The sequence below is a fragment of the Labrenzia sp. THAF191a genome (assembly GCF_009363335.1).
GTDB lineage: Bacteria > Pseudomonadota > Alphaproteobacteria > Rhizobiales > Stappiaceae > Roseibium > Roseibium algicola.
In genome coordinates this window covers 1,333,595-1,359,924 of sequence record NZ_CP045333.1, presented here as the reverse complement: position 1 = coordinate 1,359,924, position 26,330 = coordinate 1,333,595, and the positions used below count along the sequence as shown (strand labels likewise).

The window sequence follows — 26,330 nt, the reverse complement described above, 5'->3', positions numbered from 1 at the left end:
CCGTCTTTAACGTATCTTCAGGCAAGGAGTTCTCCGCAAAACCGCTCTCAGCGAGACAACACGTAAGGAGACCTTTTGATCCCGACTTTTTTTAGACTATCTTCGGGAAGAACAAAGATTGCCCAGGTGTTATGCGTGCGAAGGTCGTAAAACCGCTCTCGTCGACCGCCAAAAACCCCTTATTACGAATTGAATCGCATCAGATGAAACGCGCCCGCCAGATTACATTGCAAGACCGCCTCTCTGCGATGTTTCGCATACTGCCGGGTGTTGCAGCTGCGGCAATGATGTTCTCTCTTGTCTACTTCAGCCCCTTGTTCGACATGAAGGACAGCATTGCCGCGGCCGCAGATTCGCACGGTGATCGCGGCAGTCGCAGCGATCGCGGAGGCCGCAGCGAACGTGGAGACCGCGGCGGCGACAGCGGAAGCAAGAGTTCCGGTGGTGACAGCGGTAGCAAAAGCTCCGGCGGTGACAGCACCGGTGGCAGCAGTTCCGGTGGCGGCGACACAGGTGGCAGCCGTTCGGGCGGCGGCGACTCAACTGGTAACAGTTCGAGCGGAAAAAGCTCCACCGGTAACAGTTCGGCAGGAAACAAATCGGCCGGTAGAAGCTCGGAAAGCAAAGGCAACTCCGGTCGCAGCGGAGGCTCCTCTTCTCCTTCCTCTTCCCGCTCTTCGTCGGGTGGATCGTCATCCGGCGGTTCGTCGTCCGGCGGTTCGTCAGAACGAACTTCTTTTAGCTCTGCCACACAAAAGTCCGGTTCAGGCGGTTTTTTAGATCGCATCTTTGGCGGGCGTCAGTTTAATGGTGATAGCGAGCCTTCTGGTGGGTCCCTCAGCGCGCGGGAAGAACGGGAGGCTATCTCCAACGGCTGGCAATAGATCCAAGAGGCGGGATCGGACTTGATTTTTCGTGGGTTTCACGTTCCGAAAGGGACGTTTTTTCTGTTTTTTTTGGCAAATATCCTCACAGGCTGTTCCGTGGCGTCAGTGCAGGACACGCTTGTCTCCCTGCAGGAACCCGCCGCGGCGGAAACCCGCAAACCGGCTTCAAAACTGCAAGCATCGGACAAATACCGGGCTGAAACCACGCTTCAGGCTGCGCTGGAGAAGTCTGTTTCCGGCAAGGACCGAAGCTGGAGAAACCCCTCGAGTGGAGCGAGCGGCACAATTACGCCTCTGAAGACCTGGAAAAATACGTCGGGCGACTTCTGCCGCTCCTACCGCGAACGGATCAAGCTGGCTGACGGTCGAATGATCAGCCGCCGGGGAGTCGCCTGCCGCACCGCCGATGCTGTCTGGAAAGCAGCCTAGTTTCCTGACCGGTCCGCATTCTTTTTGAAAACTGTGCCTAGGCGATGTTTCGGTCGAACAGGGGCACACCCCTGCGCCGGAAAAACAAGATCAGCACGGCACCCGCCGCCATGCCGCCGATATGCGCAATCCAGGCAACATCGCTGTCGGACGCAATCACGGCATTGACGATCTGATAAAGGATCCAGCCGCCGAGCAACCATCCGGCGGAAAGGCGCAAGGGTATCCGGCCCAGTGCCAGCACCCACACCTTCACCCGCGGGTGCAGCATCAGATAGGCGGCAACAACGCCTGAAACGGCGCCGGACGCCCCGATCAACGGCACATCCGAATTGACGTCGATGGAGGCGTAGGCCAACCCGCCGGCTATCGCACACAGCAGATAGAAGACCAGGTAACGCAGATGCCCCATGGCATCCTCGACATTATCGCCGAACACCCACAGGAACAGCATGTTGCCGATGAGGTGCATGTAGCCGCCATGAAGGAAGGCATAGGTGACCACTGACATCCAGTCGGGCAGCATCTGCAGCTCCGGCGACAGATCCCGGATATCGAACAGGACAACCGGGATAAGGCCGAAGGAATAGGAGGACGCGGCCACCGCCTGCTGGGAACCTGCACCCTGATACAGAAGAAAGATCAGGATGTTGGCGGCAATCAGGAAAAGGTTCACAAAGGGGCGGGGAACATGGACCAGCCGATTGTGATCGTGAAGGGGAATGAACATTCAGCGCCAGGCCTCCGGCAAGGGGAACTGACCTAACGGTTCTGTCCAGGCACCCAAAGAACGTCCTGCTCACCCTTGTCATTCAGGTACCGCGAGGCAACGAAGAAATAGTCCGACAGGCGGTTCATGTAGCGCACGGCAGCGGGATTGATCTGCTCGCGAGCTGCCAGTTCCACCATCAGACGTTCTGCCCGGCGCGAGACCGTGCGGGCCAGATGCAGGTAGGCAGCGGCTGGACTGCCACCCGGCAGCACGAAGGAACGCAGCGGCTTGAGCTCCGCATTGAGGACGTCAATCGCCTGTTCGATCGCCGTGACCTGGGCGTCGGTGATCCGAAGCGGCTCGTACCCCAGGTCCTCGCCCGTATCCGGTGTTGCAAGATCGGCCCCCAGGTCGAACAGGTCGTTCTGGATCCTGCCGAGCACCTGGTCGACCTCCGGCGCAGATTGCCCGGTCTGAAGGCGAATCAGACCAACCACGGAGTTGGTCTCGTCGACGGTCCCGTAGGCCTCGATCCTGAGGTCGCTCTTTCGGCGCCGTTCTCCGGAACCCAGCGCGGTCGTGCCGTCGTCACCCGTCTTCGTGTAGATCTTGTTCAGAACAACCATTGTGCCCCCAGTTCCTCCAGTAGTGTCCGGTTATCTTGTCTTAGCGGCCGGTTCCGAAAAAGTAGAGACCGCCCATCACCAGGACAATCACCAGAAACTGAAGGCCGACACGCCAGCGCATCAGAAGCTGCGAGCGGTTGGCCGGCCCATGACGGAACATGTTCCAGATACCGAGCAGCAACACGATTGCAACCGCGGCGAGGCCGACGGGAATGAGAAAGTTGATCAGATCTGCCATTTCGTTTTCCTTGTTTCACCACTGTGCGGCACAGCCACCGGTCGGCAGGCAGCTATTCCTCGCCGTCGGCAGCCCAGATGCAGAACCGGTCGAGCAGACCGGTCGGCAGCACCCGTTTGGCCACCGCCATGACGGTGGTCGGAATTGTTACATGATAGCGCGCTTTCGGCCGATTTGCCTCCACCGCGTGCACCAGCCGTTTGACCACGGCCTCCGGCGGCAGCTTGAACGGACCTGGCTCACCGGCCTCCATTCGGATGCGGCGCTTTTCGTAGGTCTTACGATGCCGTGACGCCTGCAGACCATCCTCGCCGATCCAGCGCTGAAAATTCGCCAGTGCGTTTTGCGTGAACCGGGTATCGATAGGACCGGGTTCGATCAGGCTGACGTGAATGCCGGTGCCTTTCAGTTCCTGCCGAAGCGTGTCCGAATAGGCTTCAAGCGCGAATTTGGAAGCGGTGTAGGCTCCGCGGTACTTGAGTGCCACAAACCCCAGTACGGACGAACACTGCACGATCCGCCCGGAACCGTTGGCGCGCATTGAAGGCACCAACCGGCGGGTAAGATCGTGCCAGCCGATGAAGTTCGCCTCGAAAAGCGACCGCAGGGCTTCCGTCGGCAAGTCTTCCAGCGCACCGGGAACCGCGTAGGCGCCATTGTTGAACACCGCGCTCAACGCACCATCGGTCAGCTGCAGAACTTCGCTTGCCGTCGCCTCGATGCTGTCCGGATCCTCATAATCCAGGCGAAAGGCCTCGAAACCAAGATCGCTCAACCGGTCAACATCCGCCTGGCTCCGCGCAGTCGGAAAAACACGCCAGTTGCGCCCACGCATGATGTGGGCTGCCGAAAGGCCGATGCCGGAGGAACAGCCCGTAATCAGGATCGACCGGTGCGCGGAAAAACTCTCCGGATTGGCAATCATCAAATGGAAATCCTGCGGAGTGGAAGACGGTCCGATCCAACTCCTATCAGATAGGTTCGCCGGAAAGCAATTTCGGCACCGGCCCCGCAAAACCGGCAGCTTCCTTGATGAACTGCGTTTTCAGGCCCGGCATCCTGTCCACAATACCAAGTCCGAAATCGCGCATGGCGCGCAACACGTCATTGTCATTGGAAAACAGGCGGTTCAGTACGTCGGTGACAACGCCCATCTGGAACGTGTCGAACCGGCGCCAGCGCTGGTAGCGTTCCAGAACGTCGAAACCGCCGAGATCCTGCCCCAGACGACGGGCATCCACCAGCACTTCGGCCAGTGCCGCAACATCCTTGAAGCCCAGATTGAGCCCCTGGCCCGCTATCGGATGAATGCCATGGGCGGCATCGCCGATCAGGGCGAAGCGCGGCTTGACGAAATCACGCGCCAGCTTCAGCCCGAGCGGATAGGCCCGGCGCGGACCGTCCAGCTCCAGTGTGCCGAGGTGATGCCCGAAACGGCGTTCCAGTTCCAGTTCGAAGGTAAAGTCGTCAGACCGCACAAGCCGGTCGGCGTCCGCTGTCTTTTCCGTCCAGACCAGCGACGACCGGTTGCCCGGCAAGGGCAGGATCGCAAATGGCCCGGCAGGCAGAAAATGTTCTTCCGCCCGGCCGTTGTGAGGCCGTTCATGCTTGACTGTTGTGACGATGCCGGACTGGCCGTAGTCCCAGTTGACCGTCCGGATACCGGCAAGGTCGCGCAGGCGGGAGCGCACACCGTCGGCTGCAACGAGCAGCCGGCTTTTCAAAAGGGTCCCGTCTTCCAGCGCCAGTTCGACGTGATCTGGATGAGTGCGAAAGGTTTCCGCGGTTCCCGGTGCGAAAAAGCTCACTCCAAGCGCCTTGGCCGCCTTGTAGAGCGCAGGCATCATCACACCGTTCGGCATCATGTGGGCGAAGGGTTCGCCCTCCGTCGCCTCGCCGCCGAACGTCAGGAAGACCGGGCGAACCGCATCGCGAAGCTTGCTGTCGGTGACGATCATTTCATTGATCGGCTGGGCCTCGCCCGCAATCTTCTGCCAGATGCCGAGTTGCGACAGCATGCGTGAGGCAGCTGCCGCGATGGCTGAGGCGCGTGGATCCTTGTGGAGGTCTTCCATCGGCTTGGGATCGACCACGGCACAGGTGAGGCCGGCATCGCCCTGCTTCAACGCCACCGCCAGAGACAGGCCGACATAGCCGCCACCTGCGATCACGACATCGAACATGTCCGGGACGCTTTTTTTCCTCGCCATCGTCTTCTTCTCCTTGCCTTCGGTTTCCCTAAAGGCATCTTGACTTTAACGTCAACTGCCGTCCAAGAGTGCGGGGCCGGGGCCAAAGCCTCGAACCAAATCACCTGCCGTCTATCTAACAGGGATCGCGCCGATGAACACGGCCATTGATAATCTTCTCCAGATTCTCGACCTGGAACCGCTGGAACGCAACCTGTTCCGTGGTCGCAGCCCCCAGGTCGGCTGGCAACGCGTATTTGGCGGGCAGGTAATCGGCCAGGCGCTGGTTGCCGCCTCGCGCACCGTGGTGGAAGACCGTCACGTCCATTCCCTCCATGGCTACTTCCTGAGGCCCGGCGATCCGTCAGTCCCCATCATCTACGAAGTCGACCGCATCCGCGACGGTGGCAGCTTCACCACCCGGCGCGTTGTCGCGATCCAGCACGGCGAAGCGATCTTTTCCATGTCCGCCTCCTTCCAGGTGCATGAAGAGGGACTGGAGCACCAGATCGACATGCCGGACGTTCCGACACCTGAAGATCTGCCCAGCGAACAGGAACTGAAGGAAAAATTCCTTTCGATGGCACCGGAAAACATCCGCCGCTACTGGGAGCGTGAGCGACCGATCGAGATGCGCCCGGTCGACATGACCCATTATTTCAGCAAGAAGCCCTTGCCACCGCAGCAATATGTCTGGGTACGGGCGACAGGTCCGCTGCCGGACGACGAACGCATGCACCAGTGCGCCCTCGCCTATGCTTCCGACATGACGTTGCTGGACACCTCGCTGTTTCCCCATGGCACGTCCGTCTTCAGCCCGAAGATCCAGGCCGCCAGCCTCGACCATGCCATGTGGTTTCACCGGCCTTTCCGCGCCGACGACTGGCTGCTTTACGCCACCGACAGCACCTCATCCTCCGGCTCACGCGGGATAAACCGCGGATCTCTGTTCACCAGGGACGGGGTTCTGATCGCCTCGACCGCCCAGGAAGGCCTGATCCGGTTGCGCAAGAAGGATTGAGTTTCGGAAGTTTTACAAACCTTCCTCTCACCTACCACCTCATCCTGAGGAGGGCCGCCCATCCTTCGAGACGCCGCTTCGCGGCTCCTCAGGATGAGGTATCCCATTGGAGAGCGCCGGGGTATTGCGGATCTGCCGCCTACCTCACCGGACTGGTAAAACCCGACACCGCCAAAGGATTGTCCGTCAGAGCCTGATGATCTGGCGTATCAGGCAGCAAGGCGCCCGAAAAGGCCTCGAACATGCGCCTGACGAACCCTTCCGGCAGGTCCTTGGTGATGAACACCATGCGGGTTCTGTGATCCGCGTCCGGCCAGGCCTCCAGTGTCGCTGGCGGATGGAAGACATGCTGGACACCGTGGATGACGACCGGCCTTTCCGGATCCTCGGCCAGTTGCACGATACCCTTCACCCGAAGCAGTTTCGGTCCGTGCGCCGATCGCAGCAGATCGAGGAACATTTCCAGCGCGGAGGCCGGCACCGGTCGATCAGTCGACAGGGTAAAGGCTCGGATGGCATCGCTATGCCGGTTTACGTCATGAGCATGGTCGTGATCGTGGCCGTGGTGATGCCCGTGCGAATGGCCATGTGCATGATCGTGACCGTGACCGTGACCGTGACCGTGATGATGATCATGCTGCTGGCCTTCGTAGGCTTCAGCGTTCAGCCAGGCAGCCACGTCCGGGATCTTGCTCTTCGGATCATAAAGGCCCGCGTTGAAGAGGTTTTCCACCGTCGTATCGTTTGCTTGCGCGTCCAGCCTGCGGGCACCGGGATTGAGCTGCTGCAAACGCTGCTTGAGGGCGTCGAAGGAGGCGCGCGCCTCTTCGCCTTGAACGAGATCGGTCTTTGTGAAGACCAGCCGGTCGGCAACGGCGGCCTGCTTGCGGGCTTCTTCGTGATTGTCGAGGGTCGACAGACCGTTGACCGCGTCCACAAGCGTGATCACGCTGTCAAGCCGGTAGCGCATCACCAGATAGGGATGCAGCATAACCGTGTGCAGGATAGGCGCCGGATCCGCCAGACCCGTGGTCTCGATAATCACCCGGTTGAGCCTGTCCATGCGGCCGTTGTCCAGTCTGCGCAAGAGGTTTTCGAGCGTCGTGACAAGATCGCCGCGAATGGTGCAGCACAGGCAGCCGGACGCCAGCTCCACGATGCCGTCGCCGGCCTGATCGACAAACAGGTGATCGAGCCCGATCTCGCCGAATTCGTTGATAATGACCGCCGTATCCGCCATCGACGGATCCTTCAGGATCCGATTGAGCAGTGTTGTCTTGCCTGACCCCAGAAACCCGGTCAGGACAGACAGCGGAATGGGGGGCTTCGGACCCTTGGGTTTTTGTCCTTCGGCAACCGGTGTCGGCGAGGCCATGGTATCTCTCCAGATGCATTCGCCGGTCCCTGATCGAACCCGGCGGACTTTCCGCAGACACATAGGCAGAAAGGCGGGTCAGCGCAAATGCCGGTCCCGCCACGCCGGCTTGTTCAGTTGGAAAAAAGTCCGGCTGACGCCGAATCACCCCGCGTTGAGGATGATGTCTTCTTCGGAGGCCGCTTTGGCGTCCTTCTTGTCGAGGGCGACAATTTTCCTGTCGGCTTCATCCTCGGACAAATCCATCGGGGTCAGATCCTGGACGATGTCAGCTTCAGAAGCTTCCAGTTCGGCTTCCACGTCTGTCTCGCTGTCGGCTTCGAACTCGAAGTCATCCAGTTCCTCTTCCGCCTCGACATCAACCACGAGCCGGACAGCCTCCGCCGCCTTTCGCAAGGTGGCGATCACATGGTCGACCGAAACCCCTTCCTCCAGTTGATTGGCGGAAAGTTCCGCAAGGCTGGCCAGGGCCTTGATGGTGGCGGTGGATCTCGGTTCAATCATCATGCGATCTCTCGACCTGTTGTACCGGCATATTCTGTGCCGCAGTGGCATTTCGAGGTCCGGCAGGGAGCACGCCTTTGCCAGAAAAATGCTTACTGCAGTGTTAAGGAGTAGCGTAAATAAAAGGTTAACTCCGTCAACCGCAACGCTACATCATCGGCACCGTCAAAGATCTGGAAATCGAATTACTTGCGAGGACTTGGGGAAGGAACCGGAACGGTGAAATCCAGACCCTTGCGGAAGATCGATCCGGGTGAAGATTTCGAAAGTTCAACCGCGGCTCCCGGGCGTGATACGGTATCGCCACCTTGCGGTATTGCCCCTGCGGTTTTGGCATTGGCCGTCAGCTGCATCTTCGCCCGGATTTCGTTTTCTGCCCGCCGCACGGGATTGGCGACCGGCAGCGGTACGTCTTCCGCGGCAATATCCTCGCCCGCGATGGCTGCCACCGCTTCACTGGCGGCACCGGCGGGAACGGTGCCCGGGCTGACGGAAGGCGACCCTTTCGGGTTGCCGAGGCCGACATCCAGCGGACGGTAGGCAATCCGGCGAGGTCCGAGGGTACGGTCAAGGATCTTTGCCCAGTCCGGTTTGCCGTTGGACAGCTTGAAACCGCTGTCGTCGAGCTTGTCCTCGTCGGACTTGTTGGCCTTGGCGAAGAACAGGAACCCGCCCTGCTTTTCCTTTTCCATGTCGAACCGGGCCATGTAACCCTTGGGACCCGGGCTCTTGTTGCGCCGGCAATAACCGTCGGCCGGCGGATTGCCGGTGGTGCCCGAAAGGCTTGTGATGCTACGGCCGCCGCGCTTGCGGAACCCTTCGTCAAAAAGCTGGCGTGCAAAGGCGGTGCGCTCCAGTCCGGAACCTGCGCCAAGGATAATCGCGATCAAGGTCTTGTTGCCGCGCGTCGCGGAGGCAGCAACATTGTACCCGGAATTGCAGATGTAGCCGGTCTTCATGCCGTTGGCGCCGGGCACCCGCAGAAGGAATTCCCGATTGGCCGACCGCAGGGTCTTCTTGCCGAAGCGGATCCCCGGGTGGTCGTAGAAGTTTCGGGATTCCGGAAAGTCCCGGCGCAGCGCCAGGGCCAGAATGGCGAGGTCCCGCGCCGTGGTCACCTGCCGGTTGTCTGGCAGACCGTGCGGATTGTAGAACCGGGTATTGGACATTCCCAAGCGCTGAGCTTCCGCATTCATCATGGCGATGAAGCCGGATTCAGATCCCGCGATCGACTCGCCGAGCGCTACCGCAACATCGTTGGCCGACTTGATCAGAATGATCTTCAGCGCCGTGTCGACAGTGAACCGCGTCCCGACCTTGAACCCCATCTTGCTGGGTGGTTCCGCCGCGGAGTTCTTGGATTGCACTACCGCGCTGTCGAGCGAGGCGCGGCCTTCGCGGATCGCCTTGAAGGTGACATAGGCCGTCATGAGCTTCGTGAGCGAGGCCGGGTACCACTTGCGCGTGGCGTTCTCCTGCTCGATCACCGCGCCGGAACTCGCGTCGATCAGGACATAGGCACCTATATCCGCCCGTGCCTGGCTCATGGCCAGACTCATCACAAGAGCGGTTACGGTCAGACAAACGGAAGTCAGGCGGCCAATCGGGCTCAAAAACACGGTTTCCCTCGCTCGTCATCCAGCGGATGACACGTCGCAATTGGGCAATGGCAGTATGAATAGCTGCTGTCTTCTTAAAAAACCGGAACATCGGCGCGAGAGCAACCCCTTCCTCAAATCCACTCCACGCCAATCTTTCTTGCAATTGCCTTATTTTTGAGCAACTTTTGCGAGCAGGCATTGATAAGCTGCGGGAAACAGGGACTTTTTTCGCCGGTGTCGTCTTGCCTTTCCACTTGCCGGCCTTGGCCCGGCTCTTGCTAAGATTGCCGAGGGCATATTGCCCATTGCGGCCCGGCGACGGTCTGGACCAATTTGAACAGATGTGAAAAATAACAATGACTGAATGAGCCCGCAGGGGGGGCGGTCAAGCAATGTATGATGCTGGTCTGGCATCAGAAACGGGCGGGAAAGCCGTAGTTCTGCAGCGCGTGAAAGGCATCGGCAAGGTGCGTTTTTCGGCGCCGGATGGCAAAACCCGTCTGACCGATCTGTATCAGAGCGGGTCGGCCAAGGTTCGCCTGCCGAAGGTCTATGATACCCCTGCCACAGCCGTTCTCATCAACACCGCCGGTGGTCTCACCGGAGGCGACCAGCTCGACTATGAAGTCGGCGCTAACGCCGGTGTACACGTAATTGTGACCAGCCAGACGGCCGAACGTGCCTACCGCAGCCCGGGCGGCACCGCCCAGGTGAGCGGGCATTTCACGGTCGAAGCCGGTGCGACCCTGGAATGGCTGCCCCAGGAAACCATCCTTTTCAACGCCTCGCGCCTTCGCCGCACGCTGCAGGCGGACCTGGAAGGTGACGCAAGGCTGATGATGGTCGAATCCTTCGTCCTTGGCCGAAAGGCGATGGGCGAGCAGGTCAAGTCCGTATTCTACCGCGACAGCTGGCGCATCCGCCGGGACGGAAAGCTGGTGTTTGCCGACGACATCCGGCTGGATGGCGACCCGGCCGACGCGCTGACCGGCCCGGCTACGGCCGCCGGCGCCCTGGCCGCGGCAACCTTTGTCGATTGCTCCGCCGATGCCGAAGACAGGCTCGCCAGGGCAAGAGAGCTGATCGAAACATTGCCGGAAGGAACCACCCAGGCAGCCGCCAGCGCCTGGAACGGCTTGCTGATAACCCGGTTTGTGTCCAATGATGGCCGCGGCTTGCGCACGGCCCTGATGTCGTTTCTCACCGGATACCGAATGACGGCGCTGCCGCGCGTCTGGTATTGCTGATTTGGAGGACTTTCTTTCATGAACCTGACGCCCCGCGAAAAGGACAAGTTGCTCATTTCCATGGCCGCGATGGTCGCCCGCCGCCGCCTGGAAAGGGGCGTGAAGCTGAACCATCCGGAAGCCGTCGCCCTGATCACCGATTTTGTTGTCGAGGGGGCCCGTGACGGGCGCACCGTTGCCGACCTGATGTCCGCGGGCGCGAAGGTACTGACACGCGACCAGGTAATGGAAGGCGTGTCCGAGATGATTCACGATGTTCAGGTCGAGGCGACCTTTCCTGACGGCACCAAGCTCGTGACCGTGCACGAACCGATCCGCTGACCGCAATTTCCAAGGAGACGAGCATGATCCCCGGAGAACTGTTTCCCGCCGAAGGCGAGATCGAACTGAACACTGGCCTTGAGACCATAGCGCTGGAAGTCGCCAACACTGGTGACCGGCCGATCCAGGTCGGCAGCCACTATCACTTCTTCGAAACCAACGAAGGCCTGTCTTTCGACCGGGAAAAGAGCCGCGGCATGCGCCTGGATATTCCCGCAGGCACAGCCGTTCGCTTCGAACCCGGCCAGTCCAGATCCGTGACGCTGGTGCCTTATCGCGGCAGCCGCACGGTCTACGGCTTCAACCAGAAGGTCATGGGCGAACTGTGATCAGATCCGCATCATCTCTTTCGTTTTTGCTGATCGGGCTCGGTCTTCTGCTCACCGGACCGGTCGTCGCGCAGGAAACACCCAACTGCGAAAATGCCATGACGCAGTCGGAGATGACCCAGTGTGCCAACATCGACTGGCTGAAGGCGGATGCGGAGCTGAACGCGGTCTACAGATCCGCAATGGAAAAGATGACCGAGACCGACGCCTATTTGCCGGAAGGGCTGAAAGGGGCGGTCGAAACATTGCGCGAAGCCCAGCGTGCCTGGATCCCCTATCGCGACAAGGCCTGCGACGCCTACGGCTTTCTGGCCCGCGGCGGAACCATGGAGCCCATGCTGGTCTACGGCTGCCGCGCCGATCTGACCCGCAACCGTATCGACGAGTTGAGACAGCTCAGTGAAGGCCTGGGGAATTGATGCCTGTGCGCGGCCTGACGCTTCCTGCTTTAGCCCTGTTTCTGGCCACTGCCGGCGCGGCGGTTGCTGAGGAAGAGAAGGTCAACGACAACATCGACTGCGGCTATCCGCTGACCGAAGCCGAACGCAGCTTTTGTGCCGACAAGGCCCTGGAAGACGCTGACACGCGCATGAACGAAGCCTTCGACCGGCTGCGTGCACGGCTGGTCGAGATCGATGCGGAATTGCCGGAGCATCTGAAGGGCGCCCCCGCCAGCCTCGATGATGCCCAGGCCGCCTGGAAAACCTACGCCGACAAGGATTGCACCGCCTACAGCTTCCCCTTCAGGGGCGGAACACGCGGCAACGAACTGTACCGGAACTGCCTGATCGTCCTCACCATGAAACGCACAGAGGATCTGGATGCGACGGTTGAGGACTACGCGAATTAAACACACCGATTTCTGATCGTCGATTGGAGACTAGATATGGCCTACAAGATGCCCCGCGCCGCTTATGCGGACATGTTCGGACCGACAACCGGCGACAGGCTGCGCCTTGCGGATACCGATCTCATCATCGAGGTGGAAAAGGATTTCACCACCTATGGCGACGAGGTGAAGTTCGGTGGCGGCAAGGTTATCCGCGACGGCATGGGCCAGTCCCAGGCACCACGTTCCGCCGGCGCCGTCGACACGGTTATCACCAATGTGCTGATCATCGACCACTGGGGTATCGTCAAGGCCGATGTCGGGCTGAAGGACGGCCGGATCGTCGGAATCGGCAAGGCCGGCAACCCGGATGTCCAGAACGGTGTCGACATCATCGTCGGTCCCGGCACGGAAGCGATCGCCGGGGAGGGCAAGATCCTCACCGCAGGTTCGATCGACGCCCATATCCACTACATCTGTCCGCAGCAGATCGATGAAGCCCTGTGCTCCGGCGTGACCACCATGATCGGCGGTGGCACTGGTCCGGCAACGGGCACCAACGCGACCACCTGTACACCCGGCCCGTGGCACATCACCCGGATGCTTCAGGCAGCCGACAGCTTTCCGATGAACCTCATCTTCGCCGGCAAGGGCAACGCATCCCTGCCTGCCGCGCTGGAAGAGCAGGTGATGGCAGGGGCCGCTGCCCTCAAGATCCACGAAGACTGGGGCTCCACACCGGCAACCATCGACAACTGCCTGTCAGTTGCCGATGAATACGACGTCCAGGTGATGATCCACACCGACACCTTGAACGAGTCCGGTTTTGTCGAAAACACCACCGCTGCGTTCAAAAACCGCACCATCCACGCCTTCCACACGGAAGGGGCCGGCGGCGGCCACGCACCGGACATCATCAAGGTGGTTGGCGAACCCAACGTCATTCCGTCGTCCACCAACCCGACACGGCCTTTCACCGTCAACACGCTGGAAGAGCATCTCGACATGCTCATGGTCTGTCACCACCTGCACAAGGACATTCCTGAGGACGTTGCTTTTGCTGAAAGCCGCATCCGCAAGGAAACCATTGCGGCGGAAGACATTCTTCATGACATGGGTGCGTTCTCGATCATCTCCTCCGACAGCCAGGCCATGGGCCGTGTCGGCGAAATCGTCATCCGCACCATGCAGACCGCGCACAAGATGAAGATGCAACGCGGCCGTCTTTCGGATGAAACCGGCGAGAACGACAACTTCCGGGTCAAGCGCTACATGGCCAAGACCACCATCAACCCGGCCATCGCTCACGGCCTGGACGAGTACATCGGCTCGGTTGAGGTCGGCAAGCTGGCCGACCTCGTGCTCTGGGACCCGAAATTCTTCGGCATCAAGCCGGCGCTGGTGCTCAAGCTTGGCTCAATCGCGACCGCTCCGATGGGCGACCCGAACGGTTCCATCCCGACACCGCAGCCGGTGCATTACCGACCGATGTTCGCCTCCTACGGCAAGATGATGACGCACAGCCGTGTCACCTTCGTGTCCCAGGCGGCCTATGACACCGGCGTCAAGCACAAGGCAGGTCTCGACAGCCTGGTGCTTCCGGTCAAGAACACCCGTGGTGGAATCTCCAAAAAGTCGATGGTTCACAACAACATGATGCCAAAGATCGAAGTGCATCCGGAAACTTACGAGGTGCGCGCCGACGGCGAACTGCTGACCTGCGAACCTGCCGAAGTGCTGCCAATGGCCCAGCGCTACTTCCTGTTCTAAGCTCCGCACGAACGCGTTCGGGAGAGGAAAGGCATGTATAAGATCGTCGGATTTCCGCGGACCCGCGCCATGCGGGTGATGTGGCTGCTTGAGGAACTGGGCGAGCCTTACGAGGTTGACCCGGCCCTGCCGCAGTCGGATACCGTCAAGGCGCTCAATCCAAGCGGCAAGGTGCCCGTGCTGGTCGACGGCGACGCCGTCATCACCGATTCCATCGCAATCTGTACCTATCTGGCCGACAAGCACGGCCGGTTTACCTTTCCTGCCGGAACTCTTGATCGCGCCCGTCAGGACAGCATCACCCAGTTCGGCGTCGATGTGCTGGAAGGCGCGCTCTGGACCGCTGCGAAGAACACCTTCATCCATCCCGAAGATGTCCGGGTTCCGGCGGTCAAGGACGTCTGCCGGCTCGAATTCGAGCAAGGCCTGAAAACGCTGGAAGCGCTGATCGGTGACGGTCCCTATGCCATGGGCGAAACCTTCACCATTGCCGACATCATCGTCGGGCACTGCTCCGGCTGGGCACTGGCCGCCAAGTTCGACCTTCCCAAAGAAGGGCCGGTCTACGATTATTTCAAACGCCTCAGGGAGCGTCCCGCTTTCCAGGCCATGATGGCAAAGGTGATGGAAGCCGCATGATCCGCGTCGCGAAAATCCACAAGGCCGAAACATGGACCGGCGATGTCACCGACCAGGTCACGCTTGACCGGGAAGACCGGTATCGGCGCAGGGCCGTCCTGACCGGCGCAGGCGGATTGACCTTCCTGCTGGACGAACCGATGGCGATCCATTTGCGCCATGGCGACGGTCTGGAACTTGAAGACGGCCGGATTGTCGAAGTTCTCGCAGAACCTGAGGAAGTGGTCGAAATTCACGCCGACGACACCGCCCACCTGGTGAAGATTGCCTGGCATCTGGGCAACCGGCACCTGCCGACGCAGCTCATGGGCAACACCCTGCGGATCCGGCGGGACCACGTGATTGAAGACATGGTGGAAAGGCTCGGCGGCCGTCTGACCGAACTATCCGCCCCCTTCGATCCGGAAGGCGGCGCCTACGGCCATGGCCGTACTCACGGGCACGATCATGGCCACGGGCATTCCGACGACCATCATCATGGACACAGCCATGGCCACGATCACGACCACGGGTCCGGGCATTCCCATGACTGAGCCAGTATCACCCCGGTTACCCCTGTCACCTCAGGCGCTATACCGGCTGCAGGCCTTTCTCTCACCGGCTTTTCCGATCGGCGCCTTTACCTACAGTCACGGGCTGGAACAGGTGATCGAGCAGGGCGGGGTGGCAAGTGCGACGGAACTCGGCGTCTGGCTGCGTGAAGTCCTCCGCTTCGGCGCAGGACGAAGCGACGCCATCCTGCTGAAGGTAACCTACTGGGCCGCTCTGGCAGGAGACCGAGAGACTGTTGACGAGCTGCGTGACCTGGGGCTGGCCCTGCAACCCTCCAGGGAGCGGCAACTGGAATCCAATGCCCAGGGCAGCGCCTTTTTCAGGGCCGTGTGCAACAGCTGGATGCCGGAAGCGGACACCGAGGCCGCACGCCTGTTTCACGAATTCGCGGGCGAGGAAAACACCTCCTGGCCATACCCGGTCGTGCTGGGACTTGCCGCTGCGGCTCACGGCTTGCCGGTGGATGCCGCGCTTCACTGTTTCCTGCATGCTTTCGCAGCCAATCTGATTTCCGTCGCCGTGCGGGTGGTGCCGCTCGGCCAGAGCGACGGCCAGAAGGTGCTGGCTGGTCTGGAACCGGTGATCTTCGACATTGCTGAAGAGGCCGAGGCGGCGGGTCTTAACGATCTCGGCACCTCCACCTTCCTTGCAGATATCGCCTCCATGGCACATGAAACCCAGTATTCGAGGTTGTTCCGTTCATGACTTCCCAAAATGGTCCCTTGCGCGTCGGCATCGGCGGTCCCGTCGGTTCCGGCAAGACCACGCTGACCGACAAGCTGTGCAAGGCCATGCGCGACCGCTACTCGCTCGCCGTCATCACCAATGACATCTACACAAGCGAGGACGCCGAAGCCCTGATGCGCTCGCAGGCCTTGACCAGTGACCGCATTCGCGGTGTCGAGACCGGTGGCTGCCCGCATACGGCAATTCGTGAAGACGCCTCCATCAATCTGGCGGCCGTGGCGGACCTGACCAAAAGCATCCCGGATCTAGACCTGATCCTGATCGAATCCGGCGGTGACAACCTGGCCGCAACCTTTTCGCCAGAGCTCGCCGACCTGACGATCTACGTGATCGATGTTGCCGCAGGTGAGGAAATTCCGCGAAAGGGCGGGCCGGGCATCACGCGTTCTGATCTCCTGATCATCAACAAGACCGACCTTGCGCCCTATGTCGGCGTCAATCTGGAGGTCATGGACCGGGATGCAAAGAAGATGCGCAAGGAACGACCCTTTGTTTTCGCCAATACAAAGGCGGGAGAGGGTGTCGAATCCGTGGTAGACTTCATCGTCCAAAAGGGTGGGCTGAACGCTTAAATCTTCGATGTTGATGGCCGAATGATCGCTGGCAGACAGGAAGCCTGCGCGCATAATAACGCGCTCTGGTGCGATGCGGTCCTGAAAACCGCAGGCGCGAAAACCGAATTTCATGCAGGGTTCTGGTGCGCTCGGGACAAGTCCCTGCCGCTCTATCCGAACATCGTCACCCTGTCGCCAAAGCAGGGAGCGGATTTTTATGCCGCGCTGCCCGATTTGCCGCAAGGGGCCGGGGTAAAGGACAGTTTCGACAATCTGGATCTGGCACCTTACGGCTTTCAGAGGCTTTTTACCGGCACCTGGCTGTTTCGTCCGCCGCCAAGTGCCAAACGTGCCCCGGTCAGCTCCGATTGGCACAAGGTGGCGACATCGGAAAGCCTGAAGAAATGGCTGGCCGGCTGGAACGAGAACGAAAGCCTCCATGCCGTTTTCCCGTCCAGACTGCTGGAACGCAAAACCATCGATTTCGCCGCCATCATCAAGGACGGCAAGGTGAAGGCAGGGGCGGTCTTCAACACCGGTCCGAAGCTTGACGGCAAGGATATCCTTGGCCTTTCAAACGTCTTCTGCCGCAAGACCTGGCTCTACAGTGCTCTGCACGAACTTCTGGAACCGTTTCCGAACCGGTCGATTTGCACCTACGAAGATGATGCAAGCGTGCTACCGGTCTACCGGCAACTCGGTTTCGAGCCTTGCGGACAGCTTTCCGTCTGGCTGAAACAGTAGCTCCGATCAGAACGAAGCCCGCAACTTTACAGCGGCGGGCTCCGATTTTCGTTGATGACCGGTCGCGCTATTTCACCGTCACGGTCTGCCGCGCAACGATTTCCGCGTCACCTGCGGACAGGACGAAGCGCAGCTCGTAAGTGCCCGGTTCTTCCGGTGTCCGCACCTCCACAACGCCGTTGGAGATGTTGTCCGCAATCTCCCAGGCCCCCGGCGCCGTACTCCAGGCATCCTGAGACGGTTCGGCAAAACCGATGAAGTTGCTGCTGTTGGCAGGGCCGCTCGCCTTTACGCTGACATAGCTGGCAGCCGGAACTTCGGACGGGCCCTCCAGCGTCACCTTCGGATCCGTGATCTTCAAAGGTTGGCTGGCCAGGATCCTCGATCCGTCGGACGTCGAGAGAATGTAACGCAGCTCGTAATCGCCCCGAGCCAGTGGCGCAATGATCGAGACGCTGTCCCCATCCGGACGTTCGTAGGTCAAATAGGCCGAAGGGTCGGAGCCGACCGGCGCGATGCCGATCCAGTCGTCGGGCGCCTTCGGACCGCTCCAGGTCACGTTCAGTCTGCCGGCCGCCTCAACCGTGCTGTCGGCCTGAAGCGTTGCTGCGCTTTCGCCAACGGTTAGCGGTTGGCGCGTCAGGATCGTCTGGTCGATGCCGGTGACATAGATGACGTCATAGGTGCCGGCTTCGCTCGGTGCCTGAAGGGTGACGGGAGACCCGTCGGCAGTGCCTTTCCAGCGGCCCTGGTAATCGTCAACCGTGCCGTCCTTCGGAACGATCCCGATCCAGTCCTCCGGCCCGTTCGGACCTTCAAAGGCGATTTCCACCGGCTGACCGGCGGCAACTTCGGGAGCGTAGGTCAGGATTGCCTGGACTTCGGTCACCTTGATCGGCGCCTTGGCCAGAACACGTTCACCGCTATCGGCCCAGACATAGACGATTTCATAGTCGCCCGGCTGGCTTGGCAGGGCCAGTTTGGCGGGATTACCGTCGCGCACATACACCCAGAGATCCCTTTCGAGCCTGTTTCCGTCCGGGGTGACGACACGCAGGAAATCACCATCCAGACCCGGGCCTTCAAAGGCAACTTCCAGCAGCGAGGTTGCGGGCGCTTCAGGGGAGGTGGGCGTGACACTCGCCTCGGGAAGTTTGCCGTCGAGAAGAACAGTCTGCTGGCCGCCCTTGTCGGACACCTCAAGCGACGCACCGCCTGCCTTTTCACCAAGTTCTGCACTGACGACGTAGGATCCCGGTTCCAGCTCGACCTCGACACTGCCACCTGTCATGCCGGACGCAACCACGGTCTCGTCGTTGACGGTTGCCACTGTCCATTGCACAGGGCCTGAAACAGGCTGGCCGCTTTCCTTGTCGGCCGCTGTCAGGACTGTCACAGGCAGCGGTGCTTTTTCCTCAACCGCGGCAACGCTTTCCTTCAGCGCTTCGGTCAGGCCATCTGCGGACTTGGCGTTCCAGTAGGTGCCGCCGGTCAGATGCGCAATACAGGCAATCTTGGCCTGGTCCGCCTTGGAAGCGATATCGAAACCGATGACATGGGCCTTGAAATCGACACCGGACTTGGCAAGTGCCTCGGCGAGGGCGCAAGGATCCCCGCCGCAGGTCTCGATACCATCGGAGATCAGGATCAAGCGACCCGGGCGGTCGTTCTGCGCCAGAAGTTCCGCGGCCTGCCGAAGTGTTTCGGTAATCGGCGTCTTGCCGCGCGGCGTGAGCGCCTTGACGCTTTGCACCAGTTTGGAGCGGTCCAGCTCACTGACCGGCACCAGCGTTTCCACATCGCCGCAATCGGCCTTGCGGCGGTGACCATAGGCCATCACACCAGCCCTGGTTCCATCCGGAAGACCGGCAACAAAACCTTCGAAGGCAGACCGGGCAATTTCCGCTTTCGCGGTCCCGTCGATCTGACCCCACATGGAATTGGAAGAATCCAGGACGAACAAAAGATCAGAAGGTGTGTCCGTCTGTGCCCGTGCGGGCGACATGAACATCGTGCCGCCGATGAGGGCGGCTCCCATAAGTCGAAACACAGGCCGCTTTGAAGAGAGCATGAACCTTGGGCTCCTGTAATGAATTTTCGAAAAAGCCTTATCCGGAAAGGAGATAGGCGAGACGGGCCGAATTTAGAGACACTCGCAATCTCGAAGTGTGATAAAAGTCGCAAGTAGACAGAATTGCCAAGGAAAAAATGACGTTGGGAGACCTGCAATGATGTTCGACGGTATCAACCTGATTGCAGTTGCTGCGGCCGCCATTGTGTCTTTCCTGTTCGGCGCGCTCTGGTACGGCATCCTCGGCAAGGCCTGGATGAACGCCGCCAGCCTGACCAAGGAGCAGACGAGGCCAAACCCGGTTGTCTTTGCAACGGCCTTTTTCTGCCAGATCATCATGGCATTCGTCTTCGCGGGCGTGATCTATCACACCGGTGGAGCCGATATCAGGAACGGCATCATCTCCGCGCTGATGATCTGGGTCGGCATCGTCATGACCACGCAGATCGTCAACCACCGCTTTCAAGGGCTGTCCTGGAACCTGACGCTGATCGACGGCGGTCACTGGCTCGGGGTACTGCTTGTCCAGGGTATCGTGATCGGGTGGCTGAGCTGACGTGATCGCCGGGAAATACGCGTAAATCCGTACGAGATTGAAGGTCTTAGGCCTTGCCATAGACCAAAGACTCGCCGACTAAAGTACCAAGTCTAGGTTCTGGACGCTTTGAGGGGCCATACGCATAATGGCCCCGGCAAAACAAGGCCGCGGAAGGGAGAACTCGCTTACCGCAGGTCCAATTGTGGTTTCTGGGAGGTTTCACATGACTGAGTCCGTATTTCCCGTTCCCGCGGAGGTTGCCGCGCGGGCGCATGTCGACAATGCCAAATATCAGGAAATGTATCAGCGTTCCGTGGAAGACCCCGACGGCTTCTGGGGTGAGCACGGCAAACGGGTGGACTGGATCAAGCCTTTCACCAAGGTGAAGAACACTTCCTACGACTATCACAACGTTTCGATCAAATGGTTCGAGGACGGCACGCTCAACGTTTCGGCCAACTGCGTTGACCGCCACCTGGAAAAGCGCGGCGACCAGCCCGCGATCATCTGGGAAGGCGACGACCCGAACGAGCACAAGGTCATCACCTACAAGGAACTGCACCGCGAGGTGAACAAGTTCGCCAACGTGCTGCACGGCCAGGGTGTCAAGAAGGGCGACCGCGTCACCATTTATCTGCCGATGATTCCGGAAGCAGCTTATGCAATGCTCGCCTGCGCCCGCATCGGCGCTGTGCATTCCATCGTCTTCGGCGGATTTTCACCAGACAGCCTTGCCCAGCGTATCGAGGATTGCGCCTCTGAATGCGTGATCACGGCAGACGAGGGCCTGCGCGGTGGCCGCAAGGTGCCGTTGAAGGCCAATGTCGACAAGGCTGCTGAAAAAGCGCCGGTAAAGAGCGTCATCGTGGTCAAGCGCACCGGCGGCGACATTGCCATGCAGGCCGGCCGAGACGTCTGGTACCACGACGAGGCGGACCGTGTGTCCGACCATTGCGCACCAGCGGAAATGAACGCGGAAGATCCGCTTTTCATCCTCTACACCTCCGGGTCGACCGGCAAGCCCAAGGGTGTGATGCACACCACCGGCGGCTACCTGGTCTACGCCTCCATGACCCATGAATATGTCTTCGATTATCACGAAGGCGACGTCTACTGGTGCACGGCGGATGTGGGCTGGGTCACCGGTCACAGCTACATCGTCTACGGCCCGCTTGCCAACGGCGCCACCACGCTGATGTTCGAAGGTGTTCCGACCTATCCCGGTCCGGGCCGCTTCTGGGAAGTGTGCGACAAGCACAACGTCAACATCTTCTACACGGCACCCACCGCGATCCGCGCCCTCATGGGAGCCGGCGACGAACACGTCACCAAGACTTCGCGCAAGTCCCTGCGTCTTCTGGGGTCCGTGGGCGAGCCGATCAATCCGGAAGCCTGGACCTGGTACTACAACGTAGTTGGCGACAAGCGCTGCCCGATTGTCGACACCTGGTGGCAGACCGAAACCGGCGGCATCCTGATCACGCCGCTGCCGGGCGCTACCGACCTGAAACCTGGTTCTGCCACACGTCCGTTCTTCGGCGTCCAGCCGGCGATCGTCGACGCGGAAGGCAAGTTCCTGGAGGGGGCAACGGAAGGCAACCTTGTCATCAAGGACAGCTGGCCGGGCCAGATGCGCACGGTCTATGGCGACCATGAGCGCTTCGTCCAGACCTATTTCGCCACCTACAAGGGACTTTATTTCACTGGTGACGGCTGCCGTCGTGACGAGGACGGCTACTACTGGATCACCGGTCGCGTCGATGACGTCATCAACGTGTCCGGCCACCGCATGGGCACGGCGGAAGTCGAGAGCGCGCTGGTAGCCCATCCGAAGGTGTCCGAGGCCGCTGTGGTCGGCTATCCGCACGACATCAAGGGACAGGGCATCTATGCCTATGTCACGCTGATGGAAGGCGAAGAGCCGAGCGACGACCTGAAGAAGGAACTGGTCAAGCATGTCCGCTCGGAAATCGGGCCGATTGCCTCTCCGGACCTGATCCAGTTCGCACCCGGCCTGCCGAAGACCCGGTCGGGCAAGATCATGCGCCGTATCCTGCGCAAGATCGCCGAAGACAGCTTCGACAGCCTGGGCGACACCTCGACCCTGGCCGATCCGACCGTTGTCGACGACCTGATCGACAACCGCCAGAACCGCGGCTAACCGGCACACTCCGGACCTAGAAACGCTAAAAGGCTCGCCACCCGGCGAGCCTTTTTTCAGTTTTGTCGATCGGATCCCGGAAGGGTTCAGTTACCTCGAAACGTAGATCTGCTGGATCTTCTTGGCGATATTGGCAAAGGCGTTGATCAGCTCGTCCGAACTCGTCGCCTTATAGAAATTGCCCGTGCTGGCGCAGGACTGCATGTTTCTCGACCCGGCCGAGGTGTTGCTGGTGCCGAAATAGACACCGAAGATCGAAATTCCTTCGTCCTTCATGGCCTGGCAAAGCGCCCGCTGAGCCGTTGAGGAATTGTTGCTGTAGCTTTCGCTTTCGCTGCGTTCCTGCCACTGATTGACCGTAACCGTCTCACACTTGTACTGCCAGCCACGGCGTCTGGAATAAACCCAGTCGCATTCTTCCCGTTCGCCGATGTATTCGTAGTACCGGTTGTTGTCCCCGTCGGTCATGATGATCGCGAACTTGAGAACATCCTCGTTGTCATAAGGCTCCGGCTTGCTTGCGAGAGGCCAGACGTCCGAATAGTTCGGCGAGATGCTGTTCCAGCCCCAGACAACACCTGTCTGGCCTGCCGTACCGCCGTTATCATCCAGGTCGTCGATCGCATCGAGCAACTCGTCCCGGTCGGATGTCAGCGGGATCATCTTCGACGTGCTGGAACAATTGTTGCTGCCACCGCCGTAAAACACGGCCTTCGGCGGCGGATCGGTCTTGTCGTAGTAATTGTAGGTCTTGTCGGTGTAGCGAACTTCGTAGAGATCTTCACCGTCGTCGTAATCCTGGCGTTCCGTCACGCATTTGCTGCTGTCGGCATAGCCGAAGAGACCACCCTTCACCTTGGAAGCGTAAGTTCCCAGGTTGACCCCCTGGCTGTATGGCACCAGCGAAATACGGACCTTGCTTTCGGATTCTTCGGTTCCATCCGGGATCAGGATGTTCACCAGGCCTTCGGAGGCATCCCGCAGCGTATCCATGTCGTTGCGCATGGACCCGGTAACGTCGACGACGAGGGCCAGTTCGACGTCAAAGCGTGAGTAGGTGACCTGTGAGCTCGTTCCGAAGCTGAATGTTTCCGGGCCAAGGGCACTCTTGCCGTATCCGCCCATGTCGATGAAGTAGTTCTTGAGAGAGGCCGTGGACGTTACCTTGATGGTGCCGTTGTCGGGATCGACGACGAACTCGAGATTGTCGATTGCCTCGTCCAGGAATTCGACGTCGGCTAGGTTGGCCTTGAAGGAATCCGCCAGTGCCTGCTTGATCTGGTCGTCGCTCATGACGCTGGTCGACAGGTCCGCCGCGACCGAAAGTGCCGCGGCATCAATCGCAAAGGACAGTTTTTCGCGCGCATTCACCGTTCGGGACACGTCGATGGTAATCCCCGCGATCACGACGATCAGGATCACCAGCATACCGAAAATGGGCAAGATGGATGCTTTGCGGTCGCCGGTAAACTCTGCAAGCAGGGGTCGGCAAATGAGACGCTTCAAATACTGCATTACTGCCTCGTCATTTTGTGAGACAGTTACTCTAGAAAAGTACCTAATTCCTTAAACGGAATGTAGAAAATAGGGGGTTGTTTCCGTTTGGTAAACCAATCGGAAAGAAACGAGACTGACACTTTTCGCTGGCCGGTCGTCCGGCAGGTCTTATTTGGACAGGTAGATCGACTGGATCTTCCGCGCGATATTGGCGAACGCTCCTATGAGTTCATCGGACGATGCAGCCTGATAATAGTTCCCCTGGCTTGCGCAGGACTGCATGTTTTTTGCCCCTGCGGATGTATTGCTGGTTCCAAAGTAAACTCCGAAAACCTGGATGTTGGCAGCTTTCATGGCCGCACAGATGTCTCGTGAGCGGACGGAAGAGGTGTTGTTGTAGCTTTCGCTTTCACCCGTTTCCCGCCAGGCATTCACGGCCACTGTGCTGCATTGCCAGGTCGACTTGCCGTTTTTCTTGACCCAGCCGCACTGCTCCTCCTGTTCGATATATTGGTAATACCGGTTGTTGTCGCCGTCAGTCATGATGATCGCGAACTTGAGCGTATCGCCGTCTGAATAGGCCGCAGGCGCGCTGTCCGCAGGCCATACGTTGGCGTAGTTCGGCGACAGGCTGTACCAGCCCCAGGCAACCCCGGTCTGACCCGCCGTACCGCCGGTGTTGTTGAGTGCGGAAATCGCCGGCAGCAACGTGGAGCGGCTCTTGGTCAACGGCACCAGCTTGGACGTGGAGGAGCAACTGCTGCTGCCCCCGCCAAAAAAGGTTTGTGCCGGAGGAGGGCTGGACTTCTTGTAGTAGTTATAGGGATCGTCCGTGAGCATGACCTCATAGGTGGAATAATCCTGACGTTCCGTGACGCAGTTGCCGCTGACGCTGTAGAAATCGCCGCCCTTCACCTTTTTTGCATAGGTGCCGAGGTTGACGCCCTGGCTGTAGGGAACCAGCGAAATGCGCACCTTGGCATCGTCTTCTTCCACGTCCTCGGGCAGCAGGATGTTGACCACCGCTGCCGAGGCTTTGCGCAGCGTGTTCATGTCGCTTGAGGACATCGAGCCGGTGACGTCCACCACAAGGGCCAGCTCCACATTGAACTTGGAATAGGAGACCTGTGAACTGGTTCCGAAGGCAAAGGTCTCCGGACCCAGGTTCTTCATCATGTAGCCACCGAAATCGATGAAGTAATTCTGCAGGCTGGCCGTCGAGGAGACCTTGATGGTTCCGTTTTCCGCATCGACCACAAAGGTCAGGTTCTTGATGGCTTCGGCCAGAAACTCGGCACCGTCCAGGTTGGACTTGAAGGAATCCGTCAGCGCCTGCTTGATCTGTTCATCCGTCATGAGCGATGTCGACAGATCCGCCGCCACGGACAGTGCGGCCGCATCGATCGCATAAGACAGCTTCTCGCGGGCGTTGACCGTGCGCGAAACGTCCACGGCTGCGCCCATGACGACGATCAGAAAAATCACCATCAACGCAAAGATGGGCAACACCGCCCCTTCACGTTGCGTGAGAAATCGTCTGTTTATTTTGAAATTCCAGAAAAGAAGAGACATGTATGGCGCCGCCTCAAGGGAGATAAAGACAGCTACTACACACTTTAAGAAAAAACAGTGAATGAACTTTGGGAACGAGGTTAAAGCCTCGTTAAAATCAAATATTCAACGGTATAAATACATCCACTGGATGTCAACTGCCAGTTGCCTGCAACGTGGAATAGGCGCTCCGACGCAGACGCTTTGGCGCCGTCACAAGGGCTTTTGATGACCCCGCCTAAAGGCTCGCAATACGAACCGGAGACTACGGTTCCAGCTCGGTATCCCAGTAGAGGAAATCCAGCCAGCTATCGTGCAGATAGTTGGGCGGGAAACCGCGGCCATTGTTGTGCAGGTCCTGGATGGTCGGCTGGAACGGCATGTGCATTGGCCACATGTTCAGTTGCTGGCACGACTTGTTGGACTTGCGCAGATTGCAGGGGGAGCAGGCGGTGATGACATTGTCCCAGGTCGTCAGACCACCCTTGGAACGCGGCACAAGGTGGTCGAAGGTCAGCTCATCCTTGGAGCCGCAGTACTGACACTGGAATTTGTCGCGGAGAAAGACGTTAAATCGGGTAAAGGCAGGGTATCGGCTGGGTTTCACGAAGGTCTTGAGAGAGACCACACTGGGTAATCGGAACTCGAAGCTCGGACTTCGAACCGCCGCATCGTATTCGGCAACGATGTTCACCCGGTCCAGGAACACAGCCTTGATGGTATCCTGCCAACTCCACAGCGACAGGGGGTAGTAGCTCAAGGGCCGGTAATCCGCATTGAGCACCAACGCCGGATGGGCGCCCGACGAAACCGCTATCGTCACCTTCCGCTCCTCATTCCAAGAGCATGCCGAATCCACACGCGGATGCGTTGCTCTAACGACTTACGTTGGATCAACTTCCAGCAATCAGGTGCCAACTGACAGCGCGTTGACCTGTCGGAATGTCCGTTATCCGGTCAATCGGACAGCGGAACAGTCCTTTTGTGACGGGAGTATTGTAGTGCCGAGGTGACAGTCTTGTGAAGCCCGGGAAAATCATTTCTGAGTGCAGTTGTCGCCAGATCAGACCCGGCAAAGGATTTTTCTTAACTACATGAATTATTTACGCAAAAGCAAAATCCCCTGCGTCATTGTGACTGTTTTACGGGGAGAAGCAAAAAGGGCGCCTTGCGGCGCCCTTTCTCACGAACCGAAATG

Annotated in this window: 28 protein-coding genes; 16 read left to right on the top strand and 12 right to left on the bottom strand. The window is 59.5% G+C overall.

The genetic code is table 11. The features are described from left to right. Window positions 1-131: 131 nt before the first annotated feature. Together FIV05_RS06290 and FIV05_RS06285 are read left to right on the top strand one after the other, a co-directional pair. The gene (locus FIV05_RS06290; RefSeq protein ID WP_152509030.1) at window positions 132-884 is read left to right on the top strand and encodes a hypothetical protein; all 753 of its coding nucleotides are present in this window, start codon (window positions 132-134) and stop codon (window positions 882-884) included. A gap of 99 nt (window positions 885-983) precedes the next feature. Next, complete coding sequence (locus tag FIV05_RS06285; RefSeq protein WP_075282759.1) at window positions 984-1,316, top strand: RT0821/Lpp0805 family surface protein; 333 nt, start codon at window positions 984-986, stop codon at window positions 1,314-1,316. 37 nt (window positions 1,317-1,353) lie between these two features. On the opposite strand, the gene FIV05_RS06280 is transcribed toward FIV05_RS06285, so the two are convergent. Genes FIV05_RS06280 through FIV05_RS06260 form a run of 5 tightly spaced genes read right to left on the bottom strand, consistent with a single transcriptional unit; the run spans window position 1,354 to window position 5,102 of the window. Further along, window positions 1,354-2,046 (bottom strand): rhomboid family intramembrane serine protease, encoded by a 693-nt coding sequence (locus FIV05_RS06280; protein ID WP_152505077.1) that lies wholly within the window; start codon window positions 2,044-2,046, stop codon window positions 1,354-1,356. Between the two features lie 32 nt (window positions 2,047-2,078). Then, window positions 2,079-2,654: a cob(I)yrinic acid a,c-diamide adenosyltransferase gene (locus FIV05_RS06275; RefSeq protein ID WP_152509029.1), complete on the bottom strand. Its 576-nt coding sequence runs from the start codon at window positions 2,652-2,654 to the stop codon at window positions 2,079-2,081. Between the two features lie 40 nt (window positions 2,655-2,694). After that, entirely contained in the window at window positions 2,695-2,892 is a 198-nt protein-coding gene (locus FIV05_RS06270) for a twin transmembrane helix small protein (protein WP_152509028.1), read from the bottom strand. Window positions 2,893-2,944: 52 nt separating this feature from the next. Continuing rightward, window positions 2,945-3,817 carry an SDR family oxidoreductase gene (locus tag FIV05_RS06265; protein WP_152509027.1) on the bottom strand — a complete coding sequence of 291 codons (873 nt, stop codon included), beginning with the start codon at window positions 3,815-3,817 and terminating at the stop codon, window positions 2,945-2,947. A gap of 46 nt (window positions 3,818-3,863) precedes the next feature. Further along, a complete protein-coding gene (locus tag FIV05_RS06260; protein ID WP_152509026.1) occupies window positions 3,864-5,102 on the bottom strand; it encodes a ubiquinone biosynthesis hydroxylase in 1,239 nt (412 codons plus the stop codon). 133 nt (window positions 5,103-5,235) lie between these two features. Between FIV05_RS06260 and tesB the strand changes: the two genes are divergently transcribed. Then, a complete protein-coding gene (tesB, locus tag FIV05_RS06255) occupies window positions 5,236-6,102 on the top strand; it encodes an acyl-CoA thioesterase II (protein WP_152509025.1) in 867 nt (288 codons plus the stop codon). A gap of 139 nt (window positions 6,103-6,241) precedes the next feature. Here the strand turns inward: tesB and FIV05_RS06250 are convergent, their stop codons facing one another. The 3 genes from FIV05_RS06250 to FIV05_RS06240 all read right to left on the bottom strand — a co-directional run bounded on the left by FIV05_RS06250 (window position 6,242) and on the right by FIV05_RS06240 (window position 9,528). Then, entirely contained in the window at window positions 6,242-7,477 is a 1,236-nt protein-coding gene (locus FIV05_RS06250) for a GTP-binding protein (RefSeq protein ID WP_152509024.1), read from the bottom strand. A 144-nt stretch (window positions 7,478-7,621) separates the two neighbouring features. Then, on the bottom strand, window positions 7,622-7,984 hold the full coding sequence (locus FIV05_RS06245; protein WP_152509023.1) for a hypothetical protein: 363 nt from the start codon (window positions 7,982-7,984) through the stop codon (window positions 7,622-7,624). Window positions 7,985-8,166: 182 nt separating this feature from the next. Beyond that, complete coding sequence (locus FIV05_RS06240) at window positions 8,167-9,528, bottom strand: D-alanyl-D-alanine carboxypeptidase family protein (protein WP_209009873.1); 1,362 nt, start codon at window positions 9,526-9,528, stop codon at window positions 8,167-8,169. 446 nt (window positions 9,529-9,974) lie between these two features. Here FIV05_RS06240 and FIV05_RS06235 point away from each other — a divergent pair, with 446 nt between their 5' ends. From FIV05_RS06235 to FIV05_RS06185, 11 genes are read left to right on the top strand one after another with little or no spacing between them, the layout of a single operon-like run. After that, a complete protein-coding gene (locus FIV05_RS06235) occupies window positions 9,975-10,829 on the top strand; it encodes an urease accessory protein UreD (RefSeq protein ID WP_152509022.1) in 855 nt (284 codons plus the stop codon). Between the two features lie 18 nt (window positions 10,830-10,847). After that, window positions 10,848-11,150 (top strand): urease subunit gamma, encoded by a 303-nt coding sequence (locus FIV05_RS06230; RefSeq protein WP_006936842.1) that lies wholly within the window; start codon window positions 10,848-10,850, stop codon window positions 11,148-11,150. Between the two features lie 23 nt (window positions 11,151-11,173). Further along, window positions 11,174-11,479: an urease subunit beta gene (locus FIV05_RS06225; RefSeq protein ID WP_152509021.1), complete on the top strand. Its 306-nt coding sequence runs from the start codon at window positions 11,174-11,176 to the stop codon at window positions 11,477-11,479. After that, a complete protein-coding gene (locus FIV05_RS06220) occupies window positions 11,476-11,898 on the top strand; it encodes a lysozyme inhibitor LprI family protein (protein ID WP_152509020.1) in 423 nt (140 codons plus the stop codon). The genes FIV05_RS06225 and FIV05_RS06220 overlap by 4 nt, the downstream gene beginning before the upstream one ends. Next, on the top strand, window positions 11,898-12,329 hold the full coding sequence (locus FIV05_RS06215) for a lysozyme inhibitor LprI family protein (protein WP_152509019.1): 432 nt from the start codon (window positions 11,898-11,900) through the stop codon (window positions 12,327-12,329). Before FIV05_RS06220 ends, FIV05_RS06215 begins: the two co-directional genes overlap by 1 nt. A 36-nt stretch (window positions 12,330-12,365) precedes the next feature. Further along, window positions 12,366-14,078, top strand: coding sequence for an urease subunit alpha (ureC, locus tag FIV05_RS06210; protein WP_152509018.1), 1,713 nt, complete (start codon window positions 12,366-12,368; stop codon window positions 14,076-14,078). A 33-nt stretch (window positions 14,079-14,111) separates the two neighbouring features. Then, entirely contained in the window at window positions 14,112-14,717 is a 606-nt protein-coding gene (locus FIV05_RS06205) for a glutathione S-transferase family protein (protein WP_152509017.1), read from the top strand. Further along, window positions 14,714-15,250 carry an urease accessory protein UreE gene (locus tag FIV05_RS06200; protein ID WP_152509016.1) on the top strand — a complete coding sequence of 179 codons (537 nt, stop codon included), beginning with the start codon at window positions 14,714-14,716 and terminating at the stop codon, window positions 15,248-15,250. The genes FIV05_RS06205 and FIV05_RS06200 overlap by 4 nt, the downstream gene beginning before the upstream one ends. After that, window positions 15,141-15,974, top strand: coding sequence for an urease accessory protein UreF (locus FIV05_RS06195; RefSeq protein ID WP_286202268.1), 834 nt, complete (start codon window positions 15,141-15,143; stop codon window positions 15,972-15,974). The genes FIV05_RS06200 and FIV05_RS06195 overlap by 110 nt, the downstream gene beginning before the upstream one ends. After that, window positions 15,971-16,588, top strand: a complete 618-nt coding sequence (ureG, locus tag FIV05_RS06190; RefSeq protein ID WP_023002497.1) for an urease accessory protein UreG — start codon at window positions 15,971-15,973, stop codon at window positions 16,586-16,588. The genes FIV05_RS06195 and ureG overlap by 4 nt, the downstream gene beginning before the upstream one ends. Before the next feature lie 21 nt (window positions 16,589-16,609). Then, window positions 16,610-17,314, top strand: coding sequence for a hypothetical protein (locus tag FIV05_RS06185; protein ID WP_152509014.1), 705 nt, complete (start codon window positions 16,610-16,612; stop codon window positions 17,312-17,314). Between the two features lie 67 nt (window positions 17,315-17,381). Here the strand turns inward: FIV05_RS06185 and FIV05_RS06180 are convergent, their stop codons facing one another. Continuing rightward, window positions 17,382-19,385 (bottom strand): VWA domain-containing protein, encoded by a 2,004-nt coding sequence (locus FIV05_RS06180; protein WP_152509013.1) that lies wholly within the window; start codon window positions 19,383-19,385, stop codon window positions 17,382-17,384. 157 nt (window positions 19,386-19,542) lie between these two features. Between FIV05_RS06180 and FIV05_RS06175 the strand changes: the two genes are divergently transcribed. Together FIV05_RS06175 and acs are read left to right on the top strand one after the other, a co-directional pair. Continuing rightward, entirely contained in the window at window positions 19,543-19,941 is a 399-nt protein-coding gene (locus FIV05_RS06175) for a DUF1761 domain-containing protein (RefSeq protein ID WP_152509012.1), read from the top strand. Between the two features lie 205 nt (window positions 19,942-20,146). Then, window positions 20,147-22,084, top strand: coding sequence for an acetate--CoA ligase (acs, locus tag FIV05_RS06170; protein WP_023002493.1), 1,938 nt, complete (start codon window positions 20,147-20,149; stop codon window positions 22,082-22,084). A 90-nt stretch (window positions 22,085-22,174) separates the two neighbouring features. Here the strand turns inward: acs and FIV05_RS06165 are convergent, their stop codons facing one another. The 3 genes from FIV05_RS06165 to FIV05_RS06155 all read right to left on the bottom strand — a co-directional run bounded on the left by FIV05_RS06165 (window position 22,175) and on the right by FIV05_RS06155 (window position 25,955). Continuing rightward, window positions 22,175-23,599 carry a TadE/TadG family type IV pilus assembly protein gene (locus tag FIV05_RS06165; RefSeq protein WP_209009872.1) on the bottom strand — a complete coding sequence of 475 codons (1,425 nt, stop codon included), beginning with the start codon at window positions 23,597-23,599 and terminating at the stop codon, window positions 22,175-22,177. Between the two features lie 150 nt (window positions 23,600-23,749). Further along, window positions 23,750-25,090, bottom strand: a complete 1,341-nt coding sequence (locus FIV05_RS06160) for a TadE/TadG family type IV pilus assembly protein (RefSeq protein WP_209009871.1) — start codon at window positions 25,088-25,090, stop codon at window positions 23,750-23,752. Window positions 25,091-25,397: 307 nt separating this feature from the next. Beyond that, window positions 25,398-25,955: an HNH endonuclease gene (locus FIV05_RS06155; RefSeq protein WP_006936861.1), complete on the bottom strand. Its 558-nt coding sequence runs from the start codon at window positions 25,953-25,955 to the stop codon at window positions 25,398-25,400. Between the last annotated feature and the right edge of the window lie 375 nt (window positions 25,956-26,330).